Source organism: Streptomyces phaeoluteigriseus, assembly GCF_001896135.2.
GTDB lineage: Bacteria > Actinomycetota > Actinomycetes > Streptomycetales > Streptomycetaceae > Streptomyces > Streptomyces phaeoluteigriseus.
This window is the reverse complement of sequence record NZ_MPOH02000016.1, coordinates 598,682-621,983: the sequence shown is the minus strand read 5'-3', so window position 1 is coordinate 621,983 and position 23,302 is coordinate 598,682. Positions and strand designations below refer to the sequence as shown.

Annotated in this window: 20 protein-coding genes and 5 pseudogenes; 16 read left to right on the top strand and 9 right to left on the bottom strand. The window is 72.3% G+C overall.

Annotated elements, in window-relative coordinates:
• Positions 1–57: 57 nt before the first annotated feature.
• The 3 genes and pseudogenes from katG to BM536_RS27375 all read right to left on the bottom strand — a co-directional run.
• On the bottom strand, positions 58–2,283 hold the full coding sequence (gene katG, locus BM536_RS27385; RefSeq protein ID WP_073492067.1) for a catalase/peroxidase HPI: 2,226 nt from the start codon (positions 2,281–2,283) through the stop codon (positions 58–60).
• A 108-nt stretch (positions 2,284–2,391) separates the two neighbouring features.
• Entirely contained in the window at positions 2,392–2,835 is a 444-nt protein-coding gene (locus BM536_RS27380) for a Fur family transcriptional regulator (RefSeq protein ID WP_073492068.1), read from the bottom strand.
• Between the two features lie 285 nt (positions 2,836–3,120).
• Positions 3,121–3,603: pseudogene (locus BM536_RS27375) on the bottom strand (MarR family winged helix-turn-helix transcriptional regulator); the annotation flags it as partial.
• Positions 3,604–3,779: 176 nt separating this feature from the next.
• On the opposite strand from BM536_RS27375, the gene BM536_RS27370 reads away from it, so the two are divergent.
• From BM536_RS27370 to BM536_RS27330, 9 genes and pseudogenes are all read left to right on the top strand, one after another.
• Positions 3,780–4,295, top strand: coding sequence for a YceI family protein (locus tag BM536_RS27370; protein WP_073492069.1), 516 nt, complete (start codon positions 3,780–3,782; stop codon positions 4,293–4,295).
• Between the two features lie 301 nt (positions 4,296–4,596).
• Complete coding sequence (locus BM536_RS27365) at positions 4,597–4,977, top strand: cell division protein SepF (protein ID WP_386710096.1); 381 nt, start codon at positions 4,597–4,599, stop codon at positions 4,975–4,977.
• A 123-nt stretch (positions 4,978–5,100) separates the two neighbouring features.
• Positions 5,101–6,414 carry a biotin transporter BioY gene (locus BM536_RS27360; RefSeq protein ID WP_094103630.1) on the top strand — a complete coding sequence of 438 codons (1,314 nt, stop codon included), beginning with the start codon at positions 5,101–5,103 and terminating at the stop codon, positions 6,412–6,414.
• Positions 6,411–6,737 (top strand): nucleotide pyrophosphohydrolase, encoded by a 327-nt coding sequence (locus BM536_RS27355; RefSeq protein ID WP_073492072.1) that lies wholly within the window; start codon positions 6,411–6,413, stop codon positions 6,735–6,737. The genes BM536_RS27360 and BM536_RS27355 overlap by 4 nt, the downstream gene beginning before the upstream one ends.
• Before the next feature lie 297 nt (positions 6,738–7,034).
• A complete protein-coding gene (locus BM536_RS27350) occupies positions 7,035–7,496 on the top strand; it encodes a DUF6099 family protein (protein ID WP_211362955.1) in 462 nt (153 codons plus the stop codon).
• A 23-nt stretch (positions 7,497–7,519) separates the two neighbouring features.
• On the top strand, positions 7,520–8,443 hold the full coding sequence (locus tag BM536_RS27345; protein ID WP_073492073.1) for an LLM class F420-dependent oxidoreductase: 924 nt from the start codon (positions 7,520–7,522) through the stop codon (positions 8,441–8,443).
• Between the two features lie 173 nt (positions 8,444–8,616).
• Positions 8,617–9,540, top strand: a complete 924-nt coding sequence (locus tag BM536_RS27340) for a DUF4232 domain-containing protein (protein ID WP_073492074.1) — start codon at positions 8,617–8,619, stop codon at positions 9,538–9,540.
• A gap of 107 nt (positions 9,541–9,647) precedes the next feature.
• Entirely contained in the window at positions 9,648–11,132 is a 1,485-nt protein-coding gene (locus tag BM536_RS27335; RefSeq protein ID WP_073492075.1) for a 3' terminal RNA ribose 2'-O-methyltransferase Hen1, read from the top strand.
• Positions 11,129–13,717, top strand: a pseudogene (locus BM536_RS27330) (polynucleotide kinase-phosphatase); the annotation flags it as partial. The gene BM536_RS27335 and the pseudogene BM536_RS27330, both read left to right, overlap by 4 nt.
• A gap of 192 nt (positions 13,718–13,909) precedes the next feature.
• On the opposite strand, the gene BM536_RS27325 reads toward BM536_RS27330, so the two are convergent.
• Positions 13,910–14,797 carry an NAD(+)/NADH kinase gene (locus tag BM536_RS27325; protein ID WP_073492077.1) on the bottom strand — a complete coding sequence of 296 codons (888 nt, stop codon included), beginning with the start codon at positions 14,795–14,797 and terminating at the stop codon, positions 13,910–13,912.
• On the bottom strand, positions 14,794–15,792 hold the full coding sequence (locus BM536_RS27320) for an SPFH domain-containing protein (protein WP_094103629.1): 999 nt from the start codon (positions 15,790–15,792) through the stop codon (positions 14,794–14,796). Before BM536_RS27320 ends, BM536_RS27325 begins: the two co-directional genes overlap by 4 nt.
• 141 nt (positions 15,793–15,933) lie before the next feature.
• Here BM536_RS27320 and BM536_RS27315 point away from each other — a divergent pair, with 141 nt between their 5' ends.
• Together BM536_RS27315 and argF are read left to right on the top strand one after the other, a co-directional pair.
• Positions 15,934–17,157 (top strand): arginine deiminase, encoded by a 1,224-nt coding sequence (locus tag BM536_RS27315; RefSeq protein WP_073492079.1) that lies wholly within the window; start codon positions 15,934–15,936, stop codon positions 17,155–17,157.
• A 141-nt stretch (positions 17,158–17,298) separates the two neighbouring features.
• Complete coding sequence (argF, locus tag BM536_RS27310) at positions 17,299–18,309, top strand: ornithine carbamoyltransferase (protein ID WP_073492080.1); 1,011 nt, start codon at positions 17,299–17,301, stop codon at positions 18,307–18,309.
• A 16-nt stretch (positions 18,310–18,325) separates the two neighbouring features.
• Here argF and BM536_RS27305 read toward each other — a convergent pair whose 3' ends face one another.
• Complete coding sequence (locus BM536_RS27305) at positions 18,326–18,787, bottom strand: ATP-binding protein (RefSeq protein ID WP_073492081.1); 462 nt, start codon at positions 18,785–18,787, stop codon at positions 18,326–18,328.
• Between the two features lie 374 nt (positions 18,788–19,161).
• Here BM536_RS27305 and BM536_RS27300 point away from each other — a divergent pair.
• Positions 19,162–19,732: pseudogene (locus BM536_RS27300) on the top strand (oxidoreductase); the annotation flags it as partial.
• A gap of 8 nt (positions 19,733–19,740) precedes the next feature.
• Here BM536_RS27300 and BM536_RS27295 read toward each other — a convergent pair.
• A complete protein-coding gene (locus tag BM536_RS27295; RefSeq protein WP_073492082.1) occupies positions 19,741–20,565 on the bottom strand; it encodes a PaaX family transcriptional regulator in 825 nt (274 codons plus the stop codon).
• Between the two features lie 15 nt (positions 20,566–20,580).
• Positions 20,581–20,835, bottom strand: a pseudogene (locus BM536_RS27290) (AMP-binding enzyme); the annotation flags it as partial.
• 2 nt (positions 20,836–20,837) lie between these two features.
• Between BM536_RS27290 and BM536_RS27285 the strand changes: the two are divergent.
• A pseudogene (locus tag BM536_RS27285) lies at positions 20,838–21,116 on the top strand (RidA family protein); the annotation flags it as partial.
• Here BM536_RS27285 and BM536_RS27280 read toward each other — a convergent pair.
• Positions 21,117–21,317 carry a DUF5999 family protein gene (locus BM536_RS27280; RefSeq protein ID WP_094103628.1) on the bottom strand — a complete coding sequence of 67 codons (201 nt, stop codon included), beginning with the start codon at positions 21,315–21,317 and terminating at the stop codon, positions 21,117–21,119. It lies immediately after the preceding pseudogene.
• Between the two features lie 224 nt (positions 21,318–21,541).
• Between BM536_RS27280 and BM536_RS27275 the strand changes: the two genes are divergently transcribed.
• The 3 genes from BM536_RS27275 (at position 21,542) to BM536_RS43245 (ending at position 23,288) form a co-directional block, all read left to right on the top strand.
• Positions 21,542–21,994 carry a DUF6299 family protein gene (locus tag BM536_RS27275; RefSeq protein ID WP_073492083.1) on the top strand — a complete coding sequence of 151 codons (453 nt, stop codon included), beginning with the start codon at positions 21,542–21,544 and terminating at the stop codon, positions 21,992–21,994.
• A gap of 326 nt (positions 21,995–22,320) precedes the next feature.
• Entirely contained in the window at positions 22,321–22,902 is a 582-nt protein-coding gene (locus BM536_RS43250; RefSeq protein WP_245873810.1) for an EamA family transporter, read from the top strand.
• Positions 22,803–23,288: an EamA family transporter gene (locus tag BM536_RS43245; RefSeq protein ID WP_245873807.1), complete on the top strand. Its 486-nt coding sequence runs from the start codon at positions 22,803–22,805 to the stop codon at positions 23,286–23,288. The genes BM536_RS43250 and BM536_RS43245 overlap by 100 nt, the downstream gene beginning before the upstream one ends.
• Positions 23,289–23,302 lie beyond the last annotated feature (14 nt).

Here is a 23,302-nt window from a genome sequence, read left to right as displayed (position 1 = left end):
CGCTCCCGAAGGAGCCGGCCCGGCCGTTTCACGCGGGGTGCGCGGTGCGCGCGGGGATCAGACCAGGTCGAAGCGGTCCAGGTTGGAGACCTTGACCCAGGCGTCGACGAAGTCCTTGACGAACTTCTCCTTGGCGTCGTCGCTCGCGTAGACCTCCGCCAGCGCGCGCAGCTCGGAGTTCGAGCCGAACACGAGGTCGGCGCGGGTGCCGGCCCACTTGACCTCGCCGGTGGCGGCGTCGCGGCCCTCGAAGGTGGTCTGGTCCTCCGAGGTCGACTTCCACGTCGTGCCCAGGTCGAGCAGGTTGACGAAGAAGTCGTTGGTCAGCGAGCCGGGCGTGGTGGTGAGGACGCCGAGCTGCGACTGCTGGTGGTTGGCGCCCAGGACGCGCAGGCCGCCGACGAGGACGGTCATCTCGGGCGCGCTCAGGGTCAGCAGGTTGGCCTTGTCGAGCAGCAGGTACTCGGCCGGCAGGCGGTTGCCCTTGCCGAGGTAGTTGCGGAACCCGTCGGCGGTCGGCTCCAGCGCGGCGAAGGACTCCGCGTCGGTGTGCTCCTCGGTCGCGTCCACCCGGCCCGGCGTGAACGGAACCTCGACCTCGAAGCCGCCCTCCTTGGCAGCCCGCTCGACCGCGGCGGCACCGGCCAGCACGATCAGGTCGGCCAGCGAGACCTGCTTGCCGTCGGTGCGGCCCGAGTTGAAGGACTGCTGGATGCCTTCCAGGGTGCGCAGGACGAGCGCGAGCTGGTCGGGGTCGTTGGCCTCCCAGCCGCGCTGCGGCTCGAGGCGGATGCGGGCGCCGTTGGCACCGCCGCGCTTGTCACTGTCACGGTACGTCGAGACAGACGCCCAGGCGACGGACACCAGCTGCGACACCGTGAGGTCCGAGGCGAGGACCTGCGCCTTGAGAGCGGCGATGTCGTCGGCGTCGATCAGCTCGTACGTACGCTCCGGCAGCGGGTCCTGCCACAGCAGGGTCTCCGCCGGGACCTCCGGGCCGAGGTACAGCGACTTCGGGCCCATGTCGCGGTGGGTCAGCTTGAACCAGGCGCGGGCGAAGGCGTCCGCGAACTGGTCGGGGTTCTCGTAGAAGCGACGCGAGATCTCCGCGTAGATCGGGTCGAAGCGGAGCGCCAGGTCGGTGGTGAGCATCGTCGGGAGGTGCTTCTTCGACGAGTCGTGCGCGTCCGGGATGATCGCCTCGGCGTCCTTGGCCACCCACTGCTTGGCGCCGGCCGGGGACTCGGTCAGCTCGTACTCGAACTCGAACAGGTTCTTGAAGAACCCGTTGCTCCACTGCGTCGGCGTGGCGGTCCAGGTGACCTCCAGGCCGGACGTGATGGTGTCGCCGCCCTTGCCGGTGCCGTAGGTGCTCTTCCAGCCGAGGCCCTGGTCCGCGAGGGAGGCGGCCTCGGGGTCGTCGCCGACGTGGTCGGCCGGGCCGGCGCCGTGGGTCTTGCCGAAGGTGTGGCCGCCGGCGATCAGCGCGACGGTCTCCTCGTCGTTCATCGCCATCCGGCGGAACGTCTCACGGATGTCACGGGCCGAGGCCAGCGGGTCCGGGTTGCCGTTCGGGCCCTCCGGGTTGACGTAGATAAGGCCCATCTGGACGGCGCCGAGCGGGTTCTCCAGCTCACGGTCGCCGGTGTAGCGCTGGTCGTCGAGCCAGGTGGTCTCGGGGCCCCAGTACACGTCCTCCTCGGGCTCCCAGACGTCCTCGCGGCCGCCGCCGAAGCCGAAGGTCTCGAAGCCCATCTGCTCCAGGGCGACGTTGCCGGTGAGGACCATCAGGTCGGCCCAGGAGATGCTCTGGCCGTACTTCTTCTTGACCGGCCACAGCAGACGGCGGGCCTTGTCGAGGTTGGCGTTGTCCGGCCAGCTGTTGAGCGGGGCGAAGCGCTGCTGACCGGCGCCGGCGCCGCCGCGGCCGTCGCTGATGCGGTAGGTGCCGGCGCTGTGCCAGGCCATCCGGATCATCAGCGGGCCGTAGTTGCCGAAGTCGGCCGGCCACCAGTCCTGCGAGGTCGTCAGTACCTCGGCGATGTCCCGCTTCACGGCCGCGAGGTCGAGGTTCTTGAACGCCTCGGCGTAGTCGAACTCCTCGTCGAGCGGGTTGGCCACGGCCGGGTTCTTGGCCAGGATCTTGACGTTCAGGCGCTCCGGCCACCACTGGCGGTTGCCGCCGCCCTGGGTCGGGTGGAGGGCGCGCCCGTGCGCGACCGGGCAGCCGCCCGTCTCTTCCGGCTTCGGGTCCGTGACGATCGCGTCATGGTTCTCGGTCATTGGGGGAATCCTTCCGAACTGCTGGGGATCACGGTGCTGTGCTGGGGTACTGCGTGGATCAGGTGGTCTCAGGGGTTGCGCGGGTCACACGGTCGCGGGGTCACGAGGTCACAGGCGGTCATCGGGGGTGCTGGAGCAGGCCGGGCACAGACCCCAGTAGATGACTTCTGCCTCGTCGACGGAGAAGCCGCGGTTGTCGGAGGCGGTCAGGCAGGGGGCGTGGCCGACCGCGCAGTCGACGTCGGCGACGGTGCCGCAGGAGCGGCACACGAGGTGGTGGTGGTTGTCCCCGACGCGGCCCTCGAACCGGGCAGGGCTGCCGGGCGGCTCGATGCGGCGCAGGAGGCCGGCCGCGGTGAGCGCGTGCAGCGCCTCGTACACGGCTTGCAGCGATATGTGCCCCACTCGGTCGCGCACACCGGCGGCGATTGCCTCGACCCCGAGGTGGTCTCCCTCGCGGACGGTGTCGAGCAGCGCGACGCGCGCGGCCGTCACCCGCAGGCCGACACCGCGCAGCTCCTCCGCCGTGGACGGCTTTCCGGGTGCGGTCATGACGCCAACCTACCCTCATAAACACGAACGGTTCAAGAAATGGAATGGATCCAAGTCTGTGTCGCGTCGGGTCGGGCCGAAAGTCGCCCTCCGGGGGCGGCCGGGAGGGGCTCCCCGAGGCCGTCGGCGTCAGTCGCCCGCCCGGACGGCGTCCTCGGTCGTCCTCGCGGGTATCTCGTCCGCAGCGGCGTCACCAGCGGCGTCACCAGCGGCGTCCGCAGCGCCGTCCGCAGCGCCGTCCGGCGCGGCGTTCGGCGCCGTTCCCGGCTCCGTCCCGGCCGCCGCGTCCAGCCCCGGCAGCAGGCCGTACATCGCCGCGCGCTGGTCCGGGCCGATGACGTGGGCGAGGGCCTCGGCGACCGTCGTGGCCAGGGCGTCGGACGTCTCCCGGAGCAGCAGGCGGGCCTTGTCCGTCAGGGCCACCTCGACGCCCCGCTTGTCACCGCAGACCGACCTGCGGGTGACCAGACCGGCGTGCTGGAGGCAGGCGACCTGGTAGGTGAGCCGGGTCTTCGGGCGGCCCAGCAGCTCCGCGACGCGGGTCATCCGCAGTCCCTCCTCGGGCTGCTCCGCCAGCAGGCACAGCACCAGGAACTCGTCGTGCGACACGTCGAGCCGCTCCTTGAGGACCGACCGCAGACGCTGCTCCACCGCGCCCACCGCGGCGAGCATCACCATCCAGCCCCTCAGCTCCTGGGGCAGCAGGCCGGTGCCCTGGGCGGACGGGCATTCCGGCAGGTCAGTGCTGTGCTCCTCGGGCTCGGGCATGAGTCGAGTGTACCTGTCGTCCAAATTTGGAGAAGTATGGGACACGGGGTTGTTCAGATTTGGATAACCGGCTACCTTCGAGGCAGTCGCGGGGTCATCCAAATTTGGATCAATCTGTGGTGGCAGCGGCGTCAGCGATCAACGGATCAGCAGCAATCGAACAGCAGGAGATCACCATGACCGTCGCCGTGGAAACCGGACTGTGGCAGCTCGACGCGGGGGCCTCCACCGTCGCCCTCCGGCACAGGACGATGTGGGGCCTGGTCACGGTCAAGGGCGCCTTCACCGCCGTGGCCGGCCAGGGCGAGGTCCGCTCCGACGGGTCCGCCGTCGGCACCGTCACGATCGACGTGGCCTCCCTGGACACGAAGAACGCCAAGCGGGACACGCATCTGCGCGGTGCCGACTTCTTCGACGTCGACCACCACCCCCGGATCACGTTCGCCGCCCGCAGCGTGGAACTCCGTGACGGCGACGCCGTACACGTCGAGGGTCAGCTGACCGTGCGGGGCATCAGCAGGCCTCTCTCCTTCACGGCGCGCCTGCTGGGCGCCGATGCCGACGCGTTCACACTGGACGGCGAACTCACCGTCGATCGCGAGGAGTTCGGCATGGGCTGGAACCAGATGGGCATGATCCGCGGCCTGACCGCGGTCGCCATGTCGCTCCGCTTCACGCGCACGACCGGCTGACCGGTCCGGTCGATCCGGCGCACTCCGCAGCGCGTCGCAGCGCGTCGCCCCCGCGTCGGCGGCAGCGCGATCCCGTCGAGCCACGCCCGCGGCTGCCGCACGAGGGATAGGCGTCGCGCAGTGCCACCGTTCGGACGGAGCGGGCGGTTCGGTGGCGGGGAGACGCCGGTGCGAGGGGGTGAGGGGCCGCCCGGTTTTTCTCTCAGGACTGTCGCGGACCGTGTCGTTATTGGGCCGAACGGGTGACTTGGCGTAAGAATGGCTGGTGCATGCAGTCAAAGCGAGTCAGTCGGGGGTGCCGGTGAGCCGTTACGACGTCACCGATGAACAGTGGGAAGGGCTCGCTCAGGTCGTTCCGTTGCGCGGCCGGGACGCCTGGCCGTCGGCGGTGAGCCATCGCTCGCTGCCGGACGCGGAGACGGAGACCCGGCGGCGTTTCGTCGTCCTGCGGGTCAACGTCTTCGCGGATGCCCGCGAGGTCGCCGAGACCCTGATGGCGGGCATCCCGGTGCTGCTCGACCTGAGCAGCGCGGAGAGCGACGTCGCCAAGCGAGTCCTGGACTTCTCCACCGGCGTGGTCTTCGGCCTCGCCAGCGGGATGCACCGGGTCGACCGCAACGTGTTCCTGCTGACCCCGCCGGGCACCGAGGTGAGCGGACTCATGGAGGGCGCCGGGGTGTGAGACGGGCGTGCCGGGCGGTGACGGAGACTCACCGGGGCCGCCAGGCCTGCGCCGTCGCCCGTTCGTAGGAAGCTCACGAGGGCGGAACGGTTCGCCAGACCGGCGCAGTCCTACGGTCCGCACATGGCCGTACCGCTGACATCCTCCGTGTCCTGTCCTTCCTCCGTGTCCCCGTCTTCCGTCGGGTCCCCGTCTTCCTCCGTGTCCCCGTCTTCCGTCGGGTCCCCGTCTTCCGTCGGGTCCCCGCCTTCCGGCGGGTTCTCATCTGCCGCGGGGTTCGCCCCTCCCGTCGACCGGGCCTCGCGCCCCGACCAGCCCTTACGCCCGGCCCGTCCCGCTCTCACCGAGCTGCGGCTCTCCGCCTTCGCCCGGCATCGGGGGGCCGCCCATCCGCTCGGCGCGGTCACCCTCTTCGCCGGCCCCAGCGGCAGCGGGAAGACGAGCGCGCTGCGGGCGTACGAGGCGCTGGCCCGGCTCGCGGGCGGCGGCGCGGTCCGGGAGGTGTTCCCGGACCCGGTCGCCTGTGTGCCGGAGCGGTCCCGGCCCGACGAGCAGCACCGGCGCGGGTTCCGCATCGGATGCACGGCCGACGGACCGGAGGGGCCGGTCCGGCTCGACGTCGCCGTGCAGGCCGAGCCGGAGCTGCGGATCGTGGGGGAGCGGCTGAGCGCGGGCGGGCTCGTACTGCTGGAGACCGCGCTGCGCGATCCTGGCCGGCGTACGGTGCAGGCCGCCTGGCACACCGCCGGCTCCTCGTCGGTGACCCGTGCCCCGCTGCCCGACGACCGCCTCGCCACCGCCCTGCTGCCGCTGCGCGTGGCAGGCAGGACCGACGGACAGCGCCAGGTGCTCGCCGCCGCCGAACAGATGGTGGTCGCGCTGCGCTCCGTCTTCGCCTGCGATCCGCGGCCCGACCGGATGCGCGCCCCCGCCCGCACCGGGTCCGGACGCCTGCTGGGCGGCTGCGACAATGTCGCCGACGTCCTGTGGCGCACCCGCGAGGAGTGCGGACGGCGGCACGCGCAGCTCGTCGCCGCCGTCCGGGCCGGCTGTGCGGGGCCGGTGACCGACGTGCTCGCCGAGCCCCTCGGCGACGGAACGGTCCGGGCCCTGCTCGACCGGGGTGCGGGGCCGCGTACCGAGCTGGCCCGCCTCGGCGACGGCGAACTGCGCCACCTCGCCCTCACCCTGGTCCTGCTGACCGGCCCCGGCGTCCTGGACGTGGACCCGCCCGGCGAGGTGCCGGACGCGATGCGCGCCCTCACCGTGCTCGCCGACGGCTTCGACCGGGACCTGGACCCGCGCCAGCGCCGCGAACTGCTGCGGCTGGCCGTTCTGATGAGCGAGCGCGGCCACATCCGCTGTGTCGGGGCGGTGAGCGACGCCTCGTGGGCCGCGGGGACGGCCGGGGTCACGGTGGTACACCTGGAGCCGTGACAGAACATCTCGACGTGGCGAAGCTCCAGCGCAGGCTGGCCGAGTTCGCGGCCGCCCGGAACTGGCAGCCCTACCACACCCCGAAGAACCTCGCCTCCGCGCTCAGTGTGGAGGCCTCCGAACTGGTGGAGATCTTCCAGTGGTTGACGCCGGAGGAGTCGTCGCGCGTGATGGACGACCCGGACAGCGCACACCGGGTGACCGACGAGGTCGCGGACGTGCTCGCCTATCTGCTGCAACTGTGCGAGGTCCTCGGCATCGATCCGCTGGCGGCACTGGACGCGAAGATCGACCGCAACGAGCGGAGATTTCCGGCGCCGTAGCCGCGGGCGCGGAGCCGTACCACTTCGGCACTTCCTCGGGACTCCTCCCCGGCTTCTCCCCCCCGGGTGGGCTTCCCCCCGGGGGGCTTCCCCCCCGGCTTCTCGCGGTTTCTCCGGCGACCAGGGGAACCGTGCAGTCCGATGTCACTCTGTGTAATCAATCGGTCGTCCGAAACCGATTTGTTGTCCGCAGATTTCCGTCTTCCTCTGGCTTTTCGTCCCACACGCCTTCACTCTGGGTAGTGAAGCAGTGACATGGACGTGCGCGGAGCACGTCGGGACAGACGGGGGCGCCCCATGGACGCGGTGCGGCTCATCCTGACGAGTAGCCGGGCTCTCGCGAGCAGTGTCGGCGGGAGACGGACCCTGACCGAGGTGTGGCAGGCACAGGCCCTGGCCCAGGCGATCGGCAGTCGTCTCGCGGTCTCGGGCCCGCCCGAACTGCGCGGCGAGGCGCTGGGGTTGACCGAGCTGGCGGGCCGGGGCTGCGGGGTGCTGGACACCCCGGACCTCGACCCCGGCGACCTGCTCGCCGCCCGGCTCACCAAGCTGGACGACGCCCGGGAGGCGCTCCTCTGCCTGGGCGACCTGCTCGGCGAGGTCGGCATCGCCCTCGTGGGCGTCGCCAGTTCGGCGGCCGAGGAGGGGACGTACTGGCAGTGCATGGAGGCCATCGACGCGGCGGACGAGTCCAGGGACCGGGTCCTGGAGATGCTGCGGAAGCTGGCGGCGCGGGAAGGGGTGTTGCGGGACGGATGAGGCCGCTCGTGCAGGATGGAGGCATGGATCTGCGTATCTTCACCGAACCCCAGCAGGGCGCCACCTACGACACCCTCCTCACGGTCGCGAAGGCCACCGAAGACCTCGGTTTCGACGCCTTCTTCCGCTCCGACCATTTCTTGAGGATGGGCGACTCGGACGGTCTGCCCGGCCCCACCGACGCCTGGATCACCCTCGCCGGGCTGGCCCGGGAGACCAAGCGCATCCGCCTCGGCACGCTCATGACCGCCGCCACCTTCCGGCTGCCCGGCGTGCTCGCCATCCAGGTAGCCCAGGTGGACCAGATGTCCGGCGGTCGCGTCGAACTCGGCCTCGGCGCGGGCTGGTTCGCGGAGGAGCACACGGCGTACGGCATCCCCTTCCCGAAGGAGAAGTTCGGCCGCCTCGAGGAGCAGCTGGAGATCGTCACCGGCCTGTGGGCCACGGACGCCGGCAAGACCTTCGACTTCGACGGCCAGTACTACCAGCTCAAGGACTCGCCCGCGCTGCCCAAGCCCGCCCAGGCGAAGATCCCCGTACTCATCGGCGGTCACGGCGCGAGCCGCACGCCCCGGCTGGCCGCCCGCCACGCCGACGAGTTCAACATGCCGTTCAGCTCGGTCGAGGACACCGAGCGGCAGTTCGGCCGGGTCCGTGCCGCCGCCGAGAAGGCCGGACGCGCGCCCGACGCCATCACCTTCTCCAGCGCCCTGGTGGTCTGCGTCGGCAAGGACGACCGGGAGGTCGCCCGCCGGGCCGCCGCGATCGGCCGCGAGGTCGACGAGCTGAAGGAGAACGGCCTCGCGGGCACCCCGGCCGAGGTCGTCGAGAAGATCGGCCGCTACGCCGAGGCCGGCTCCACGCGCTTCTACCTCCAGGTCCTCGACCTGCACGACCTGGACCACCTGGAGCTGATCTCCGCCCAGGTGCAGTCGCAGCTGTCGTAACGGCACCCCGCGGCCCATGCGTTCCGGGCGCGGACAACGATGTCCGGTGTACCGGGACGCGAAGGCGAGCCGTGCGTCCCCCGCAAGCGAATGCGGGCACCTGTGACAGCCCTGTGACCGGAATTATGGCCTCCACCACAGTCGCCGGGGCAGTGCCCTGATGAGGTGACGGGATGCGCAGACCCTCCCCCCTCCTTCTTCCGGCCCTCGCCTCCGTCCTGTTGCTCGCGGCGTGCGGCACCGAACGTGCCGACACCGGGAACGGCGGTCCCGGCGCGGGTACGGCGTCACCCGGGACCCAGGTGACCGACCCGGGCATCGACGGGGTCCGCGTCATCTCGGTGACCATCCCGTCGCCCTCACCGTCTCCTGAGCGCAGCCTCTCGGTCACCGCCGACCGGCTGCCCACCGACTCCGGCATCTCCGCCGCGTACGAGGTCACCAACCAGGGCACCGAGGCGATGACGTACACGATCCTCGTCAACTTCACCAACGGCGCCGGTGAGGTCATGGGCAACAAGCGCGAGACCGTGCGCGCGGTCGGAGCCGGGAAGACCGTCCGTGGCACCGTCCACCTGGGGCCGGAGGCGCCGGGATCGTCGTCGGTGACGCGGGCCGCGGTCGCCGATGTCACCAAGGTGCCCGCGGACGAGGCACCGGCCGAGGCGGGTGACTGCCCGGCCTCCGGTGTCCGGGTCAGCGCCGACGAGGGCGACGCGGCGATGGGCCTGCGCGTCGTGGGCCTGCACCTGCAGAACTGCGGAACCCGCGACTACTCCGTCAACGGGTACCCGCTGCTGGAACTGCTGGACGACAACCGTGAGCCGGTCGACGGCGTCGAGATCCTCGAGGGCAGCGGCGAGATCACCACCGGGGCCGGGCCCGACGAGGCACCCGAGCCCGTCACCCTGAAACCGGGCGAGAGGGCGCTCGCGAGTCTGGTGTGGCGCAACACCACCGAGTTCGGGACACCGGTGAACGTCCCCTACGTCCGGGTCCGGGCCAAAGAGGGCGCCGACCCGGTCATCGTGACGCCGGGACTGGACCTCGGCACCACCGGCAAGCTCGGCGTCCGGCCGTGGAAGCGGGCGGAGTAGCTCGGAAAAACCCCTGGGTGCCGCTGCCCCCTGTCTGTAGGTTGGAGGGGCGCGCAGGCGCACTACCAGCGCTTTCGCTCCTTCCGAACCCTTTCGAGGCGACCACCGTGTTCCTGACGATCACCACCACCGGCACCCGCGAACGTCCCGCCACCGACCTCGGCTTCCTGCTGCACAAGCATCCCGACAAGGCGCAGGCGTTCTCCACCTCCTACGGCAAGGCGCACGTCCTCTACCCCGAGGCGGACGCCGAACGCTGCACGGCGGCGCTGCTGCTGGAGGTCGACGCCGTGGCGCTCGTCCGCCGGGGCAAGGGCAAAGGCCGAGGCGGCGCCCCGGACGCGGCCCTCGCGCAGTACGTCAACGACCGCCCCTACGCGGCCTCCTCACTGCTCGCCGTGGCGCTGAGCGCCGTCTTCTCCAGCGCCATGCGGGGCGTGTGCACCGCCAAGCCCGAACTGCCCGCTCGGCCGCGCCCGTTGCGTGTCGAGGTGCCCGCGCTGCCCGCGCGCGGCGGCCCCGACCTCGTACGGCGCCTCTTCGAGCCCCTCGGCTGGACGGTGAGCGCCGAACCGGTCGCGCTGGACACGGAGTTCCCCGACTGGGGCGACTCCCGGTACGTGCGCCTCGTGCTGGAGTCCGAGGCGCTGACGCTCGCCGAGGCACTGCGGCACCTCTACGTCCTGCTGCCCGTCCTCGACGACGCCAAGCACTACTGGGTCGCTCCCGACGAGGTCGACAAGCTGCTGCGCGCCGGTGAGGGCTGGCTGCCCGGCCACCCCGAGCAGAAGCTGATCACCAGCCGATTCCTGTCGCGCCGCTGGTCGCTGACCCGGCAGGCGATGGAACGCCTGGAACTGGTGCGGCTCGCGGAGACCGACGACAGCGAGGTCGAGGAGATCGACAACGCGGTCGAGGCGGAGGCGGAGACGGAGGAGAAGCCGACGCCGCTCGCCGTGCAGCGCCGGGACGCGATCCTGGCCGCGCTCGGCGCGTCCGGCGCCGCCCGCGTCCTCGACCTCGGCTGCGGACAGGGCCAGTTGGTGCAGGCGATGCTGAAGGACCCGCGGTTCACGGAGATCGTCGGCGTCGACGTGTCGATGCGCGCGCTGGCCATCGCCTCCCGGCGGCTGAAGCTGGACCGCATGGGGGAGCGGCAGGCCTCCCGCGTCACCCTGATCCAGGGCTCGCTCGCCTACACCGACACCCGGCTCAAGGGCTATGACGCGGCCGTGCTCAGCGAGGTGATCGAACACCTCGACCTGCCGCGGCTGCCCGCCCTGGAGTACGCGGTGTTCGGCTCGGCCCGGCCCCGCACGGTCCTGGTGACCACCCCGAACGTCGAGTACAACGTCCGTTGGGAGACCCTCCCGGCCGGCCACGTCCGGCACGGCGACCACCGCTTCGAGTGGACCCGCGAGGAGTTCCGCACCTGGGCCGCCGAGGTCGCCGGACGGCACGGCTACGACGTGGACCTCGTGCCCGTCGGACCGGACGACCCCGAGGTCGGACCCCCCACCCAGATGGCCGTCTTTTCCATGAGCACGGCCACGCCGAGCACCACGAACGAGAAGGAGGCGAAGGCAGCATGACCGACATCCAGGTATCCGCATCCCCGGAGCAGGGCCGCGTCCTGCCCGTCACCGACCTCTCCCTCGTCGTGCTGATCGGCGCGTCCGGGTCGGGCAAGTCCACCTTCGCGGGGCGGCACTTCAAGCCCACCGAGGTCCTCTCCTCCGACTTCTGCCGCGGCCTGGTCGCCGACGACGAGAACGACCAGAGCGCCTCGCGGGACGCCTTCGACGTCCTGCACCACATCGCGGGCAAGCGCCTCGCGGCCGGCCGGCGCACCGTCGTCGACGCGACCAGCGTGCAGCAGGACTCCCGACGGCAGCTGATCGACCTGGCCAGGCGGTACGACGTACTGCCCATCGCCATCGTGCTGGACGTGCCGGAGGAGGTGTGCGCCGAGCGCAACGCGGCCCGTGCCGACCGCGCCGGCATGCCCCGCCGGGTCATCCAGCGGCACATCCGCGAACTGCGCCGCTCGCTGCGGCAGCTGGAGCGGGAGGGCTTCCGCAAGGTGCACGTCCTGCGGGGCGTCGCGGACGTCGAGAGCGCCACCGTCGTCACCGAGAAGCGCTTCAACGACCTGACCCACCTCACCGGTCCCTTCGACATCGTCGGCGACATCCACGGCTGCGCCTCCGAACTGGAGGCGCTGCTCGGCAAACTGGGCTACGTCGACGGCGTCCACCCGGACGGTCGCCAGGCCGTCTTCGTCGGCGACCTCGTCGACCGCGGGCCGGACAGCCCCGGCGTGCTGCGCCGCGTGATGGCCATGGTCAAGTCGGGCAACGCGCTGTGCGTGCCCGGCAACCACGAGAACAAGTACGGCCGTCACCTGCGCGGCCGCAAGGTCCAGCCCACCCACGGACTCGCCGAGACCATCGAGCAGATGGAGCGCGAGAGCGAGGAGTTCCGTGCCGAGGTGCGGGAGTTCCTCGACGGCCTCGTCAGCCACTACGTCCTCGACGGCGGCAGACTGGTGGTCTGCCACGCCGGTCTGCCGGAGAAGTACCACGGTCGCACCTCGGGCCGCGTCCGCTCGCACGCCCTGTACGGCGACACCACCGGGGAGACCGACGAGTTCGGCCTGCCGGTGCGCTACCCCTGGGCGGAGGACTACCGGGGCCGGGCCGCCGTCGTGTACGGCCACACGCCGGTCCCGGAGGCGAGCTGGCTGAACAACACCATCTGCCTGGACACCGGTGCCGTGTTCGGCGGCAAGCTGACCGCGCTGCGCTGGCCGGAACGCGAACTGGTCGACGTACCGGCCGAGCGGGTCTGGTACGAGCCGGTGAAGCCGCTGCGGGCGGAGGCACCGGGCGGGCACGACGGACGGCCGCTGGACCTGAAGGACGTGCACGGCCGACGGGTGGTCGAGACCCGGCACGCGGGACGGGTGTCGGTGCGGGAGGAGAACGCGGCGGCGGCCCTGGAGGTCATGAGCCGGTTCGCCGTCGACCCGCGGCTGCTGCCGTACCTGCCGCCGACCATGGCGCCGACGGCGACCAGCCGCGTCGAGGGGTATCTGGAGCACCCGGTGGAGGCGTTCGCGCAGTACGCCGAGGACGGTGTCGCGCGGGTCGTGTGCGAGGAGAAGCACATGGGCTCGCGGGCGGTGGCCCTGGTGTGCCGGGACGCGGAGACGGCCCGCAAGCGGTTCGGCGTCGGGGGCACCTCCCGCTCGAGCGAAGTCGAGAGTGGGGGAGGCCCGACGGGCTCGCTCTACACCCGCACCGGGCGACCGTTCTTCGACGACGCGGCGGTCACCGAGGAGATCCTCGGCAGGGTCCGCGCGGCGGTCGGCGAGGCCGGTCTCTGGGACGAACTCGACACCGACTGGCTGCTGTTGGACGCCGAGCTGATGCCGTGGTCGCTGAAGGCGGCCGGGCTGCTGCGCTCGCAGTACGCGGCCGTCGGCGCCGCGTCCGGCGCGGTCTTCCCGGGCGCCCTGGCCGCCCTGGAGGGAGCCGCCGCGCGCGGGGTCGACGTCTCGGACCTGCTGTCCCGGCAGCGCGAACGTGCCTCGGACGCGGCCGCGTTCACGGAGGCGTACCGCCGCTACTGCTGGACCACGGACGGCCTGGACGGCGTCCGCCTGGCGCCGTTCCAGATCCTCGCAGTCCAGGGCCGCAGCCTCGCGGCCCTGCCCCACGACGGTCAGCTGGCCCTGCTGGACCGGCTGGTGAAGCACGACAGCACCGGTCTCCTCCGGACCACCCGGCGCCTGTACGTCGACACGGCCGACCCCGAGTCGGTGCGGGCCGGTGTCGACTGGTGGCTGGAGATGACGGGCCGCGGCGGCGAGGGCATGGTCGTCAAGCCGCTGGAGGCGGTGGTCCGCACCGCGGCGGGCCGCCTCGTCCAGCCGGGCATCAAGTGCCGGGGACGCGAGTACCTGCGGATCATCTACGGCCCGGAGTACACGCGCCCCGACAACCTCGCCCGGCTGCGGCAGCGCTTCCTGAACCACAAGCGCTCCCTGGCGATCCGCGAGTACGCCCTCGGCCTGGAGGCCCTGGACCGGCTGGCGGAGGGCGAGCCCCTGTGGCGCGTCCACGAGGCGGTGTTCGGGGTGCTGGCGCTGGAGTCGGAGCCGGTGGACCCGAGGGCTGTGGAGCGGGGCGGCGGGGCGCACCGAGGTCCTTTTCGCCCCCGCCGCCCTTTCCCGGTCCCGACTCTGGGGGCCTGCCGCCCCCAGACCCCCGCTTCGGCCTCAACGGCCTCGTCCTCAAGCGCCGGGCGGGCTGGTGATCCAGCCCCTCCGGCGTTTGAGGAGCGGGGGTCCGGGGCGGAGCCCGGCTCAGCCCACCAGCCGCAGCCGCTCCCCGCACACCCCCACCGTCACCCGCTGCCCCCACGTCAGTTCCACCGCGTCGCTCTCGATGCCGTCGCCGAAGGCGATGAGCCGTTCGGACTCGACGGTGAGGGTCAGGCGGCCGGCGGCGGAGAGTTCGCCCGCGACCCGGGCCGTCCCGGTCGCCGGGGACGGCCAGGCCTCCCGGACGTACCAGAGGAGCCGCTCCTCCGTGGGCGCCGGCAGCCGCAGGCCCCCGCCCCGCTCCTGCCACACCGAGCGGATCCACCCGGTGGCTCCGGTGCCGGTGCCGACCAGCACCCCGGAGGAGGCCTGGGCCTCGGCGACACCCCCGTCGCCGTCGAGGCCCAGGCGGTACCGGGCGGTCTGGTGGCCGGCCGCGCCGAGATAGATCTCGTTCAGGGCCACCAGCCGCTGGGTGTCGTCGGCGACGGCCTCCACCATGGTCAGCTCCTCGACGCCCGCGGTGGCGGCCAGCAGCGCCCCGGCGTCGGCGGGCCGGTGCCGGACCAGGACGCCCGGATTGCGTCCGGGGTCCGTGTCGATGCCCACCACCGGCTGACCCGCGAGGTACTTGGCGACGTTGGCCACCAGCCCGTCCTGGCCGACCACGACCACGACGTCCTCGGGCGCGAACAGGAAGCGGTCCAGGTCCCGCCGCTCCACCCGTGTCTGACGCCAGGTGAGCGGGATCGCCGCCGTCACCTCGGCCAGTGCGCGCCGGGTGCGGCGGTGGCGTTCGGCGATCTCCTCGATGTCCCGGCCCCGCGAGGAGAGGAAGAAGGCGGCCTGGCCGTGCGTGCCGTGCCGGGCCACCAACTCCTCGTACTCCGTGGTGCGGTGGACCAGCACGGCCCGCGGGGCGAGACTCACTCCGAGGCTCCCAGCCTGGCCAGCAGTCCGGTCAGCACGTCCGGCGAGACGGTCAGGCTGTCGATGCGCGGCAGGTTCTCCGCGAGCCGGGTGCCGGTGAGGGCGTGCAGGGTCGTCACGTCGACGTCCGCGTGCACCCGGAGCCAGGCCGCCTGGGCCTCCGCCCGCGCCTCGCCCACCTCGCGGGCCGCCGCCGCCTCCGCGCGGGCGAGCCGTACCGTCCGGGTCGCCTCCGCCTCGGCGCGCACCTTGTCGGCCGCCGCGTTCTCCTCGGCCTCGCGGCGGGCGTTCGTACCGCGCTGGTCGACCAGCTGCTCCTCGCGCCGGGCGAGTTCGATCTTGCTGGCGAGTTCGTTCTCGGCGATCGTCCGCTCCCGCTCGACGGCCACCGCCCGCCGCTCGTACGTCGCCCGGTCGGCCTCCTGCTGGATCTGCTCGCGCGCCGGGGTGCGCAGGGCCCGCTCCACCTCGGGCTCCGGCCGCAGCGCCACCACGCGTACGGCGACGATCTCGATGCCGGTCGCGGGCAGCCGGGGCTCCGCCGCCAGCCCGGCCGCGACCCGCTCACGCACCGACGTCACCCCGTCGACCAGCGCCTCCGCCAGTGGCGTCCGGGCGAGCACGTCCAGCGCGTGCTGCTGGGCCGTCTCGGTCAGCAGGGTGCCGAGCTGCTCCAGGGGAGCGCCGCGCCAGGCCCCGGTGTCCGGGTCGATCGAGAAGTCGAGGCGGGCGGCGGCGACGGCGGGGTCGCTGACCCGGTAGGTCACGGTGGCCTGCACGGCGACGTCCTGGAAGTCGGCCGTACGGGCGTGGAAGGTCATGGCCAGCTCGCGGTCGTCGACCGGGACTTCGGAGAGCGCGGCGGTCAGTGAGCGGAACCAGAAGCTGAGCCCCGGGCCGTCGTGCACCAGCGTGCCCGAGCGGTGGTGGCGGATGTGCGCCGTCGGAGCGCCCCGCAGATGGCGCCAGCCCAGGCGCCGGGTGATGTCGGCCACGGGATCCCCCTCGTTTCGAACGATTGTCGTCACTGCGACGATAACGGAGAGGATCACTTGTCGTCAAGAGGACGAAAACAAGGTGGGGCGGAATCCGGCCAGGCGCGGGTGAAGGAGGGCCCTGATGGTCAGGATGGAGGCATGGGATTCCACGTCGACTCCGAGGCCGGGCGGCTGCGCCGCGTCATCCTGCACCGGCCGGATCTCGAGCTCAAGAGGCTCACCCCCAGCAACAAGAACGCCCTCCTCTTCGACGACGTGCTCTGGGTGCGCCGGGCGCGCGCCGAGCACGACGGCTTCGCGGACGTCCTGCGTGACCGCGGTGTCGCCGTCCACCTCTTCGGCGATCTGCTCACCGAGGCCCTGGACATCCCGGCGGCCCGGGCGCTCGTCCTGGACCGGGTCTTCGACGAGAAGGAGTACGGGGTCCTCGCCACCGACCACCTCCGCGCCGCCTTCGAGAACCTGCCCGCACCCGAACTGGCCGAGGTCCTCGTCGGCGGCATGACCAAGCGGGAGTTCCTGGACGCGCACCCGGAGCCGACCTCCGTGCGCTTCCACGTCATGGAGCTGGACGACTTCCTGCTCGGCCCCCTCCCCAACCACCTCTTCACCCGCGACACGTCCGCCTGGATCTACGACGGCGTCTCCATCAACGCGATGCGCTGGCCCGCCCGGCAGCGCGAGACCGTGCACTTCGAGGCGATCTACCGCTATCACCCCCTCTTCCGCGCGGAAACGTTCCATCTCTGGTCGGAGGGTCAGGCCGACTACCCCTCCACCATCGAGGGCGGGGACGTCCTCGTCATCGGCAACGGCGCCGTCCTCATCGGCATGAGTGAGCGCACCACCCCCCAGGCCGTCGAACTGCTCGCCCACAAGCTGTTCGCGGCGGGCTCGGCCACCACGATCGTCGCCCTCGACATGCCGAAGCGGCGGGCCTTCATGCACCTCGACACCGTGATGACGATGGTCGACGGCGATGTCTTCACCCAGTACGCGGGCCTCGGCATGCTCCGCTCGTACACCATCGAACCGGGCGTCGGCGAGAAGGAGCTCAAGGTCACCGACCATCCGCCGGAGCACATGCACCGCGCGATCGCCGCCGCCCTCGGCCTCAGCGAGATCCGCGTGCTCACCGCCACCCAGGACGTGCACGCCGCCGAACGCGAGCAGTGGGACGACGGCTGCAACGTCCTGGCCGTCGAGCCGGGCGTCGTCGTCGCCTACGAACGCAACGCCACCACCAACACCCATCTGCGCAAGCAGGGCATCGAGGTCATAGAGATCCCGGGCAGTGAGCTGGGCCGGGGGAGGGGCGGGCCGCGCTGCATGAGCTGTCCGGTGGAGCGGGGGCCGGTGTAGTCGCGGGACGGGGGCCGGCGCAGGGAGGCGAGACCGGGATGTATATAAATGCTTGGGGTCGTATAGACTTCCAAGATGTCCAAGGTCCCCTGCCGCTGACCTTGCCCTCGCACCTGTTCACCGCACCTCTGGAGCGCCCCCATGGCGACAGTCCCGACCGCCCTCGCCGGCCGCCACTTCCTCAAGGAGCTGGACCTCACCGGCGAGGAGTTCCGCGGTCTGATCGAGCTGGCCGCCGAGCTGAAGGCCGCCAAGAAGGCCGGGACCGAGACGCGGTACCTCACCGGCAGGAACATCGCGCTGATCTTCGAGAAGACCTCCACGCGCACCCGCTGCGCCTTCGAGGTCGCCGCCGCCGACCAGGGCGCCGCGACGACCTACCTCGACCCGAGCGGCTCGCAGATCGGCCACAAGGAGTCGGTCAAGGACACCGCGCGCGTGCTCGGCCGGATGTACGACGGCATCCAGTACCGCGGCGACAGCCAGGAGAAGGTCGAGGAGCTGGCCGGGTACGCCGGTGTGCCCGTCTACAACGGCCTCACCGACGACTGGCACCCGACCCAGATGCTCGCCGACGTGCTCACCATGACCGAGCACACCGCCAAGCCGCTGCACGAGGTCGCCTTCGCCTACCTCGGTGACGCCCGCTTCAACATGGGCAACTCCTACCTGGTCACCGGCGCCCTGCTCGGCATGGACGTGCGGATCGTCGCCCCCAAGACCTACTGGCCCGCGCAGGGAATCGTCGAGCGCGCGCGCGAGCTGGCCGAGACCAGCGGCGCGCGCGTCACCCTCACCGAGTCACTGGCCGACGGGGTGCGGGGCGCCGACTTCGTCGCCACCGACGTGTGGGTCTCCATGGGGGAGCCCAAGGAGGTCTGGGACGAGCGGATCGCGGCCCTCGCGCCCTACGCCGTGACCATGGACGTCCTGCGGGCCACCGGCAACCCGGACGTCAGATTCCTGCACTGTCTGCCGGCCTTCCACGACCTCGGCACCACGGTCGGCCGCGAGATCCACGACCGGCACGGCCTGGACTCGCTGGAGGTCACCGACGAGGTCTTCGAGTCCGAGTACTCCGTCGTCTTCGACGAGGCCGAGAACCGGCTGCACACCATCAAGGCCGTCCTGGTCGCCACGCTCGCCAGGTAGGGCAGGGCCCGGGGTCCTACGCCGGTCGCGGGCGCCCCTGCGGCGGAACCGCGGCCAGCCGGAACCACACCGCCTTGCCGTTCTCCGTCGGCCGGTGACCGCAGGACGAGCTGAGCGCGCGGATCAGCAGCAGCCCGCGCCCGTGCTCCTGCCACGGGTCGGGCTCCCGGCCGGCGGCCGGGCGGGTCAGGTCGCCGGGCGGTACCGGATCGGGGTCGTGCACCTCGACCTGGCAGCCGGTCGGCAGCAGCTGCACGACCAGCTCTATCGGCTCGTCCCCGGCGGTGTGCTCGACGGCGTTCGCCACCAGCTCGGCGGTCAGCAGCTCCGCCGTGTCGCTGTCCGCCCCGTGCTCCAGCTCCGCCAGTGCCGTGCGGATCAGGGCACGGGCCACCGGCACGGCCGCGGCGGAGTGCGGCAGCGCGATGCGCCAGGAGGCGGCTGAGGAGGGGCGTTCGTGCAAGGCGAGTCCGTTCATGGCGCAGGTTCCCGTGGACGACATCAGGCGCTCCTGCTTTCAACTTGAGGCATGGTACGGCGACCTCCGCCAGAGGCCCAGGCCGGACGCCGTACGGAACCGTCCGTCCCGTCACCGGTCGGCCTACCCGGCACAACGGTCCCGTGCGCACCCCTGATCCCGTTGTTACCGCGCTATCGACGACCGGTGACCCGTGTGACGCGGACCGGTCACGCGGTGACACATCCGTCGCATACCCGCCTCGTCTATCGCGCACTCCTGACGACAGTTACATACAGGTGATTGCTTCGGGGGTGACCGCTCGTCGAGGAGGCCGCCCTCATGAGTCCTTTCACCGGCTCCGCCGCCCGCACCTCGAACTGGCGCCATCCGCGCGGCGGCTGCGGTTCCCGCTGGAGGTCTTCGACGCCGTACGGGCCGGTTGGCCGGAGGAACGGCCCATGACCGTGCGGATCTCCGCGACCGACTGGTTCTCCGCGACCGACTGGGCCGACGGCGGGACCACGGCCGAGGGCGCCGTCGAGATCGCCCGCGCCTTCGCCGCGCACGGCGCCGACGCGATCGACGTCTCCACCGGGCAGGTCGTCGCCGAGGAGGCCCCGTGCTCCGCCGTACCACCTTCGGCCGTCAGGTCTTCGCGGTCGGCGGCATCGCCAGACGCCGTTCGCGGACCGGATCCGGCACGAGGCGCGGATCCCGGTGATCGAGGTCGGCGCCATCTCCTCCTGGGACGACGCCAACTCGCTGCTCCCGGCCGGACGCGCGGACCTGTGCGTGCTGGCCCGCCCGCACCTGTACGACCCGCACTGGACCCTGCACGCAGCAGCCGAGCAGGGCTACGAGGGACCGGGCGCCGTCTGGCCGGCACCCTACCGGGCGGGCAGCCGGCCACCCAGGACCGGCCGCACCGACGCTCCCGAACCGCGTCTGACGTGGGGGAGTTGAGGCCGGGGTCAGGCGTCGGGGAGGAGGCCCGCGAACTCGGCGCCCGCGTCCCGCAGCCGTTCGTGCAGTCCCTGGAACACGGCCGCGGAGCGGGCCCCCGGCCAGTCCCCCGGGAGCAGCCCGGCAGGCAGGCCGGGATCGGTGTAGGGCAGGTGGCGCCAGGCGTCCAGGGCGAGGAGGTAGTCGTGGTACGCCTCCTGCGGAGGGGTGTCCGCGCGCCGCTCCCAGGCGTGCAGCACGCGCGCGTGGCGGTCGAGGAACGCCTCGTGCTCCTTGGCGATGGCCGCCAGGTCCCACCAGCGGGCGACGGCCTCGCCGGTCGGCGCGAAGCCGAGGTGCTCGCCGCGGAAGAGGTCGACGTAGGAGTCCAGGCCCAGCCGTTCCAGGGTGTGCCGGGTCTCCTCGTGCAGCCGGGCGGGGGCGATCCACACGCCGGGGGCGGCCGTGCCGAAGCCGAGTCCGGCCAGCCGGGAGCGCAGTACGTGCCGCTTCTGCCGCTCCGACTCCGGCACCGAGAAGACCGCCAGCACCCAGCCCTCGTCCTCGGGTGGTGCGGTGGCGTAGACGCGCCGGTCGCCGTCCTCCAGCAACTGCCGTGCCTCCGCGGAGAGTTCGTAACCGGCGGCGCCGTGCGCGGTGCGGGCGGGCAGCAGCAGACCGCGTCGTTTCAGCCGGGACACCGAGGAGCGCACGGAGGGCGCGTCGACGCCGACCGCGGCGAGCAGCCGGATCAGTTCGGCGACGGGCACCGGGCCCGGCGCGAAACGGCCGTACGCGCCGTAGAGCGTGACGATGAGGGACCGAGGTGCGGGCTGGTCGGACACGTTGATCATCTTAGGTCGTCGGCATCACTGCTGGTCACCATCGGTATCACCCGTGGCGCGCAACCGGAAGCGCTGGAGTTTGCCGGTCGCGGTGCGCGGCAGCGCGTCCAGGAAGACGATCTCCCGCGGACACCTGTACGGCGCCAACTCCGCCTTGACGAACTCCCGCAGCGCCTCCGCGTCCGGCCGTGCCCCGGCCCGCAGGACGGTGTACGCCACCACCACCTGCCCACGCTCCTCGTCGGACCGTCCGACGACCGCCGTCTCGACGACGTCGGGACAAGGTGGTCGGCACCTCGTTGCCGGACCAGTTCGCCCGCGCCCTGGCCAACATGCTGACCGCCCTCACCGCGGCCGGCGGCACCCCCGCGGACCTGGCACGCGTCACCGTCTACGTCACGGACGTCGCCGCCTGTCGGGCGTCCGCCCCCGAACTCGGCCGCGTGCGGCGGGAGTCGGCGGGCCGGGACCACCCGGCGATGGCGGTCGTCGGGATCGTACGGCTGTGGGACGAGGAAGCCCTCGTCGAGCTGGACGGGTTCGTCGTCCTGGGGGGCTGATCAGGCCGCGACGGCGACGGCGACGGTGCGCCGTTCGGCCGGGACGCGGTGCGGGGCGACGACGCGGCCGTCGGGCAGCAGCTCGCCGGAGTCGTCGAAGACGATCGTGCCGTCGCAGAGCAGGGTCCAGCCCTGTTCGGGGTGGGCGGCGACGACGTGTGCGGGGTCGGCCGTGGGGCTCGGAGTCCGGTGGGTACACATGGCGCACCTCCACGTCGGTGGGGTCACCGGGCGGTGGACCCCGTTGAACCGACCATGCGCCCGCGCGGGGGCCGCCGCCAGAGCCCGCCGGGGAGTGTGACAGCACCAGGACAACTCGCGGACCGTTCGTCGACGCAGGGGACTCGCCACCGAAGGAGTGACGATCACGGGCGCGGGCCCGCCCTCCCGGTACCAGTGGAACCCCCCTACCAGGAGGTTCCCCCATGTCGTTGCGCCCCGTCCTGAGCCCCGCTTTGCGTCCCGTCCTGACCACGGCCGCAGGCGCCGCCCTGCTCCTGCTGGCCGCGCCCGCGGTGACCGCGACCGCCGGCCCCTCCGAGTCCGTGACCGTCGACCCGGTCGGCCGGGTGGCCGCCGACGGCACCGTCACCCTCTCCGGCACCTACCGCTGCACCGGCAACTCCGGTCCCGTCTTCGTCAGTTCCTCCGTCGGCCGGAAGGACGCGACCACCCGGTACGGCATCGGCGGCACCCGTGCCGTGTGCGACGGCGCCGAGCACCGCTGGGTGAACACGGGCAAGCCCGCCTCCGACCCGATCGAGCCCGGCGCGGCCCGCGTGGAGGCCACCGTGATGGAACTGCGCCCGGTGGGCGGTCTTCCGCTGCCGTACTTCCACGCGGCGGACGAGCGGGACGTGACGCTGACGGCGGGCTGAGAGCGTGCATCGACGCCGTGTGTGTTGACGTCGCGTGCATCGACGCCGTGTGTGTTGACGTCGCGTGCATCGACGCCGTGTGTGTTGACGTCGCGGGTGCGTGGTCCCGGTGGGCGGGCCGCCGGGGCCCGGTCCGCGCACGTTAGGATCACCGGGTGAATACGTACTGGCACGTCGTGCTTCCGCCGCTCGCCGTCTGACGGGCGCAGCACCGAAGCAGTGACCCCCCGCCCCGACCGGCCGCTTTCCCGCGCCGGCCGGCGGCCGTGTCGTGCGCCCGTTCCGAAGCGAGTCCCAGACGCCTTCGACGACGGAAGACCACGACTGTGCCGAACCGCACTTCACGCCCGACCTCCGCGCGCCCGGCCGACCCGGCCCCGGCCCAGCGCCCCCACCACCCGCTCCGCGGCGGTCCCGCCCCGATACTCACCGCGTGCCTGCTGTGGGGCACCACCGGGACCGTCTCCTCCTTCGCGCCGGCCGGCGCGCCCGCCGCGGCCATCGGCTGCGCCGGCCTCGCCCTCGGCGGCATCCTGCTCCTCCTCACCTCCCGCGGCGCCCGCTCGCTGCCGGCCCGCTGCACCCGCTCCGAGCGCCGGCTGCTCCTCCTCGGCGCCTTCGCCGTCGCCGGATACCCGGTCACCTTCTACCCGGCCGTGGCCCGCACCGGAGTCGCGGTGGCCACCGTGATCGCCCTGGGCAGCGCGCCGGTCTTCGCCGGACTCCTGGCCTGGCTGACCGGCCGGGCCCGGCGACCGCCCGCTGGACCGGCGCCACGTCGGCCGCCGTCCTCGGCTGCACGCTCCTCGTGCTGGGCCCCCGGCTCACCGGAGCCGGCACACCGATCGACCTCACGGGCGTCCTGCTCGCCACCTTCGCCGGACTGTCGTACGCCGTCTACGCGTTGATCGGCGGCCGGCTCATCACCCACGGGCACGAGTCCGGCGCGGTGATGGGCGCGCTGTTCGGCGCGGCCGGGCTGCTCGTCCTGCCGTTCGCGCCGTTCGTCGACGTGACCTGGCTCGGCACCGTCAGGGGCGCGGCGGTGGCCGGCTATCTCGCCCTGTTCACCGTCTACCTCGCCTACCGCCTCTTCGGCCACGGACTCCGTCGTACGTCCGCGTCGGCGGCCACGTCACTGACCCTGGCCGAGCCCGCCGTCGCCGCCGTCCTGGGCGTCAGCGTCCTCGGTGAGCGCCTGCCGTACCTGTCCTGGTGCGGGCTGGCCGTCCTGGGGCTGGGGCTGGTCCTGCTCGCCGTCCCCGCGAAGGGGGCGGTCACCGAGGGCCGGTAGACGGCGCGCGTCCC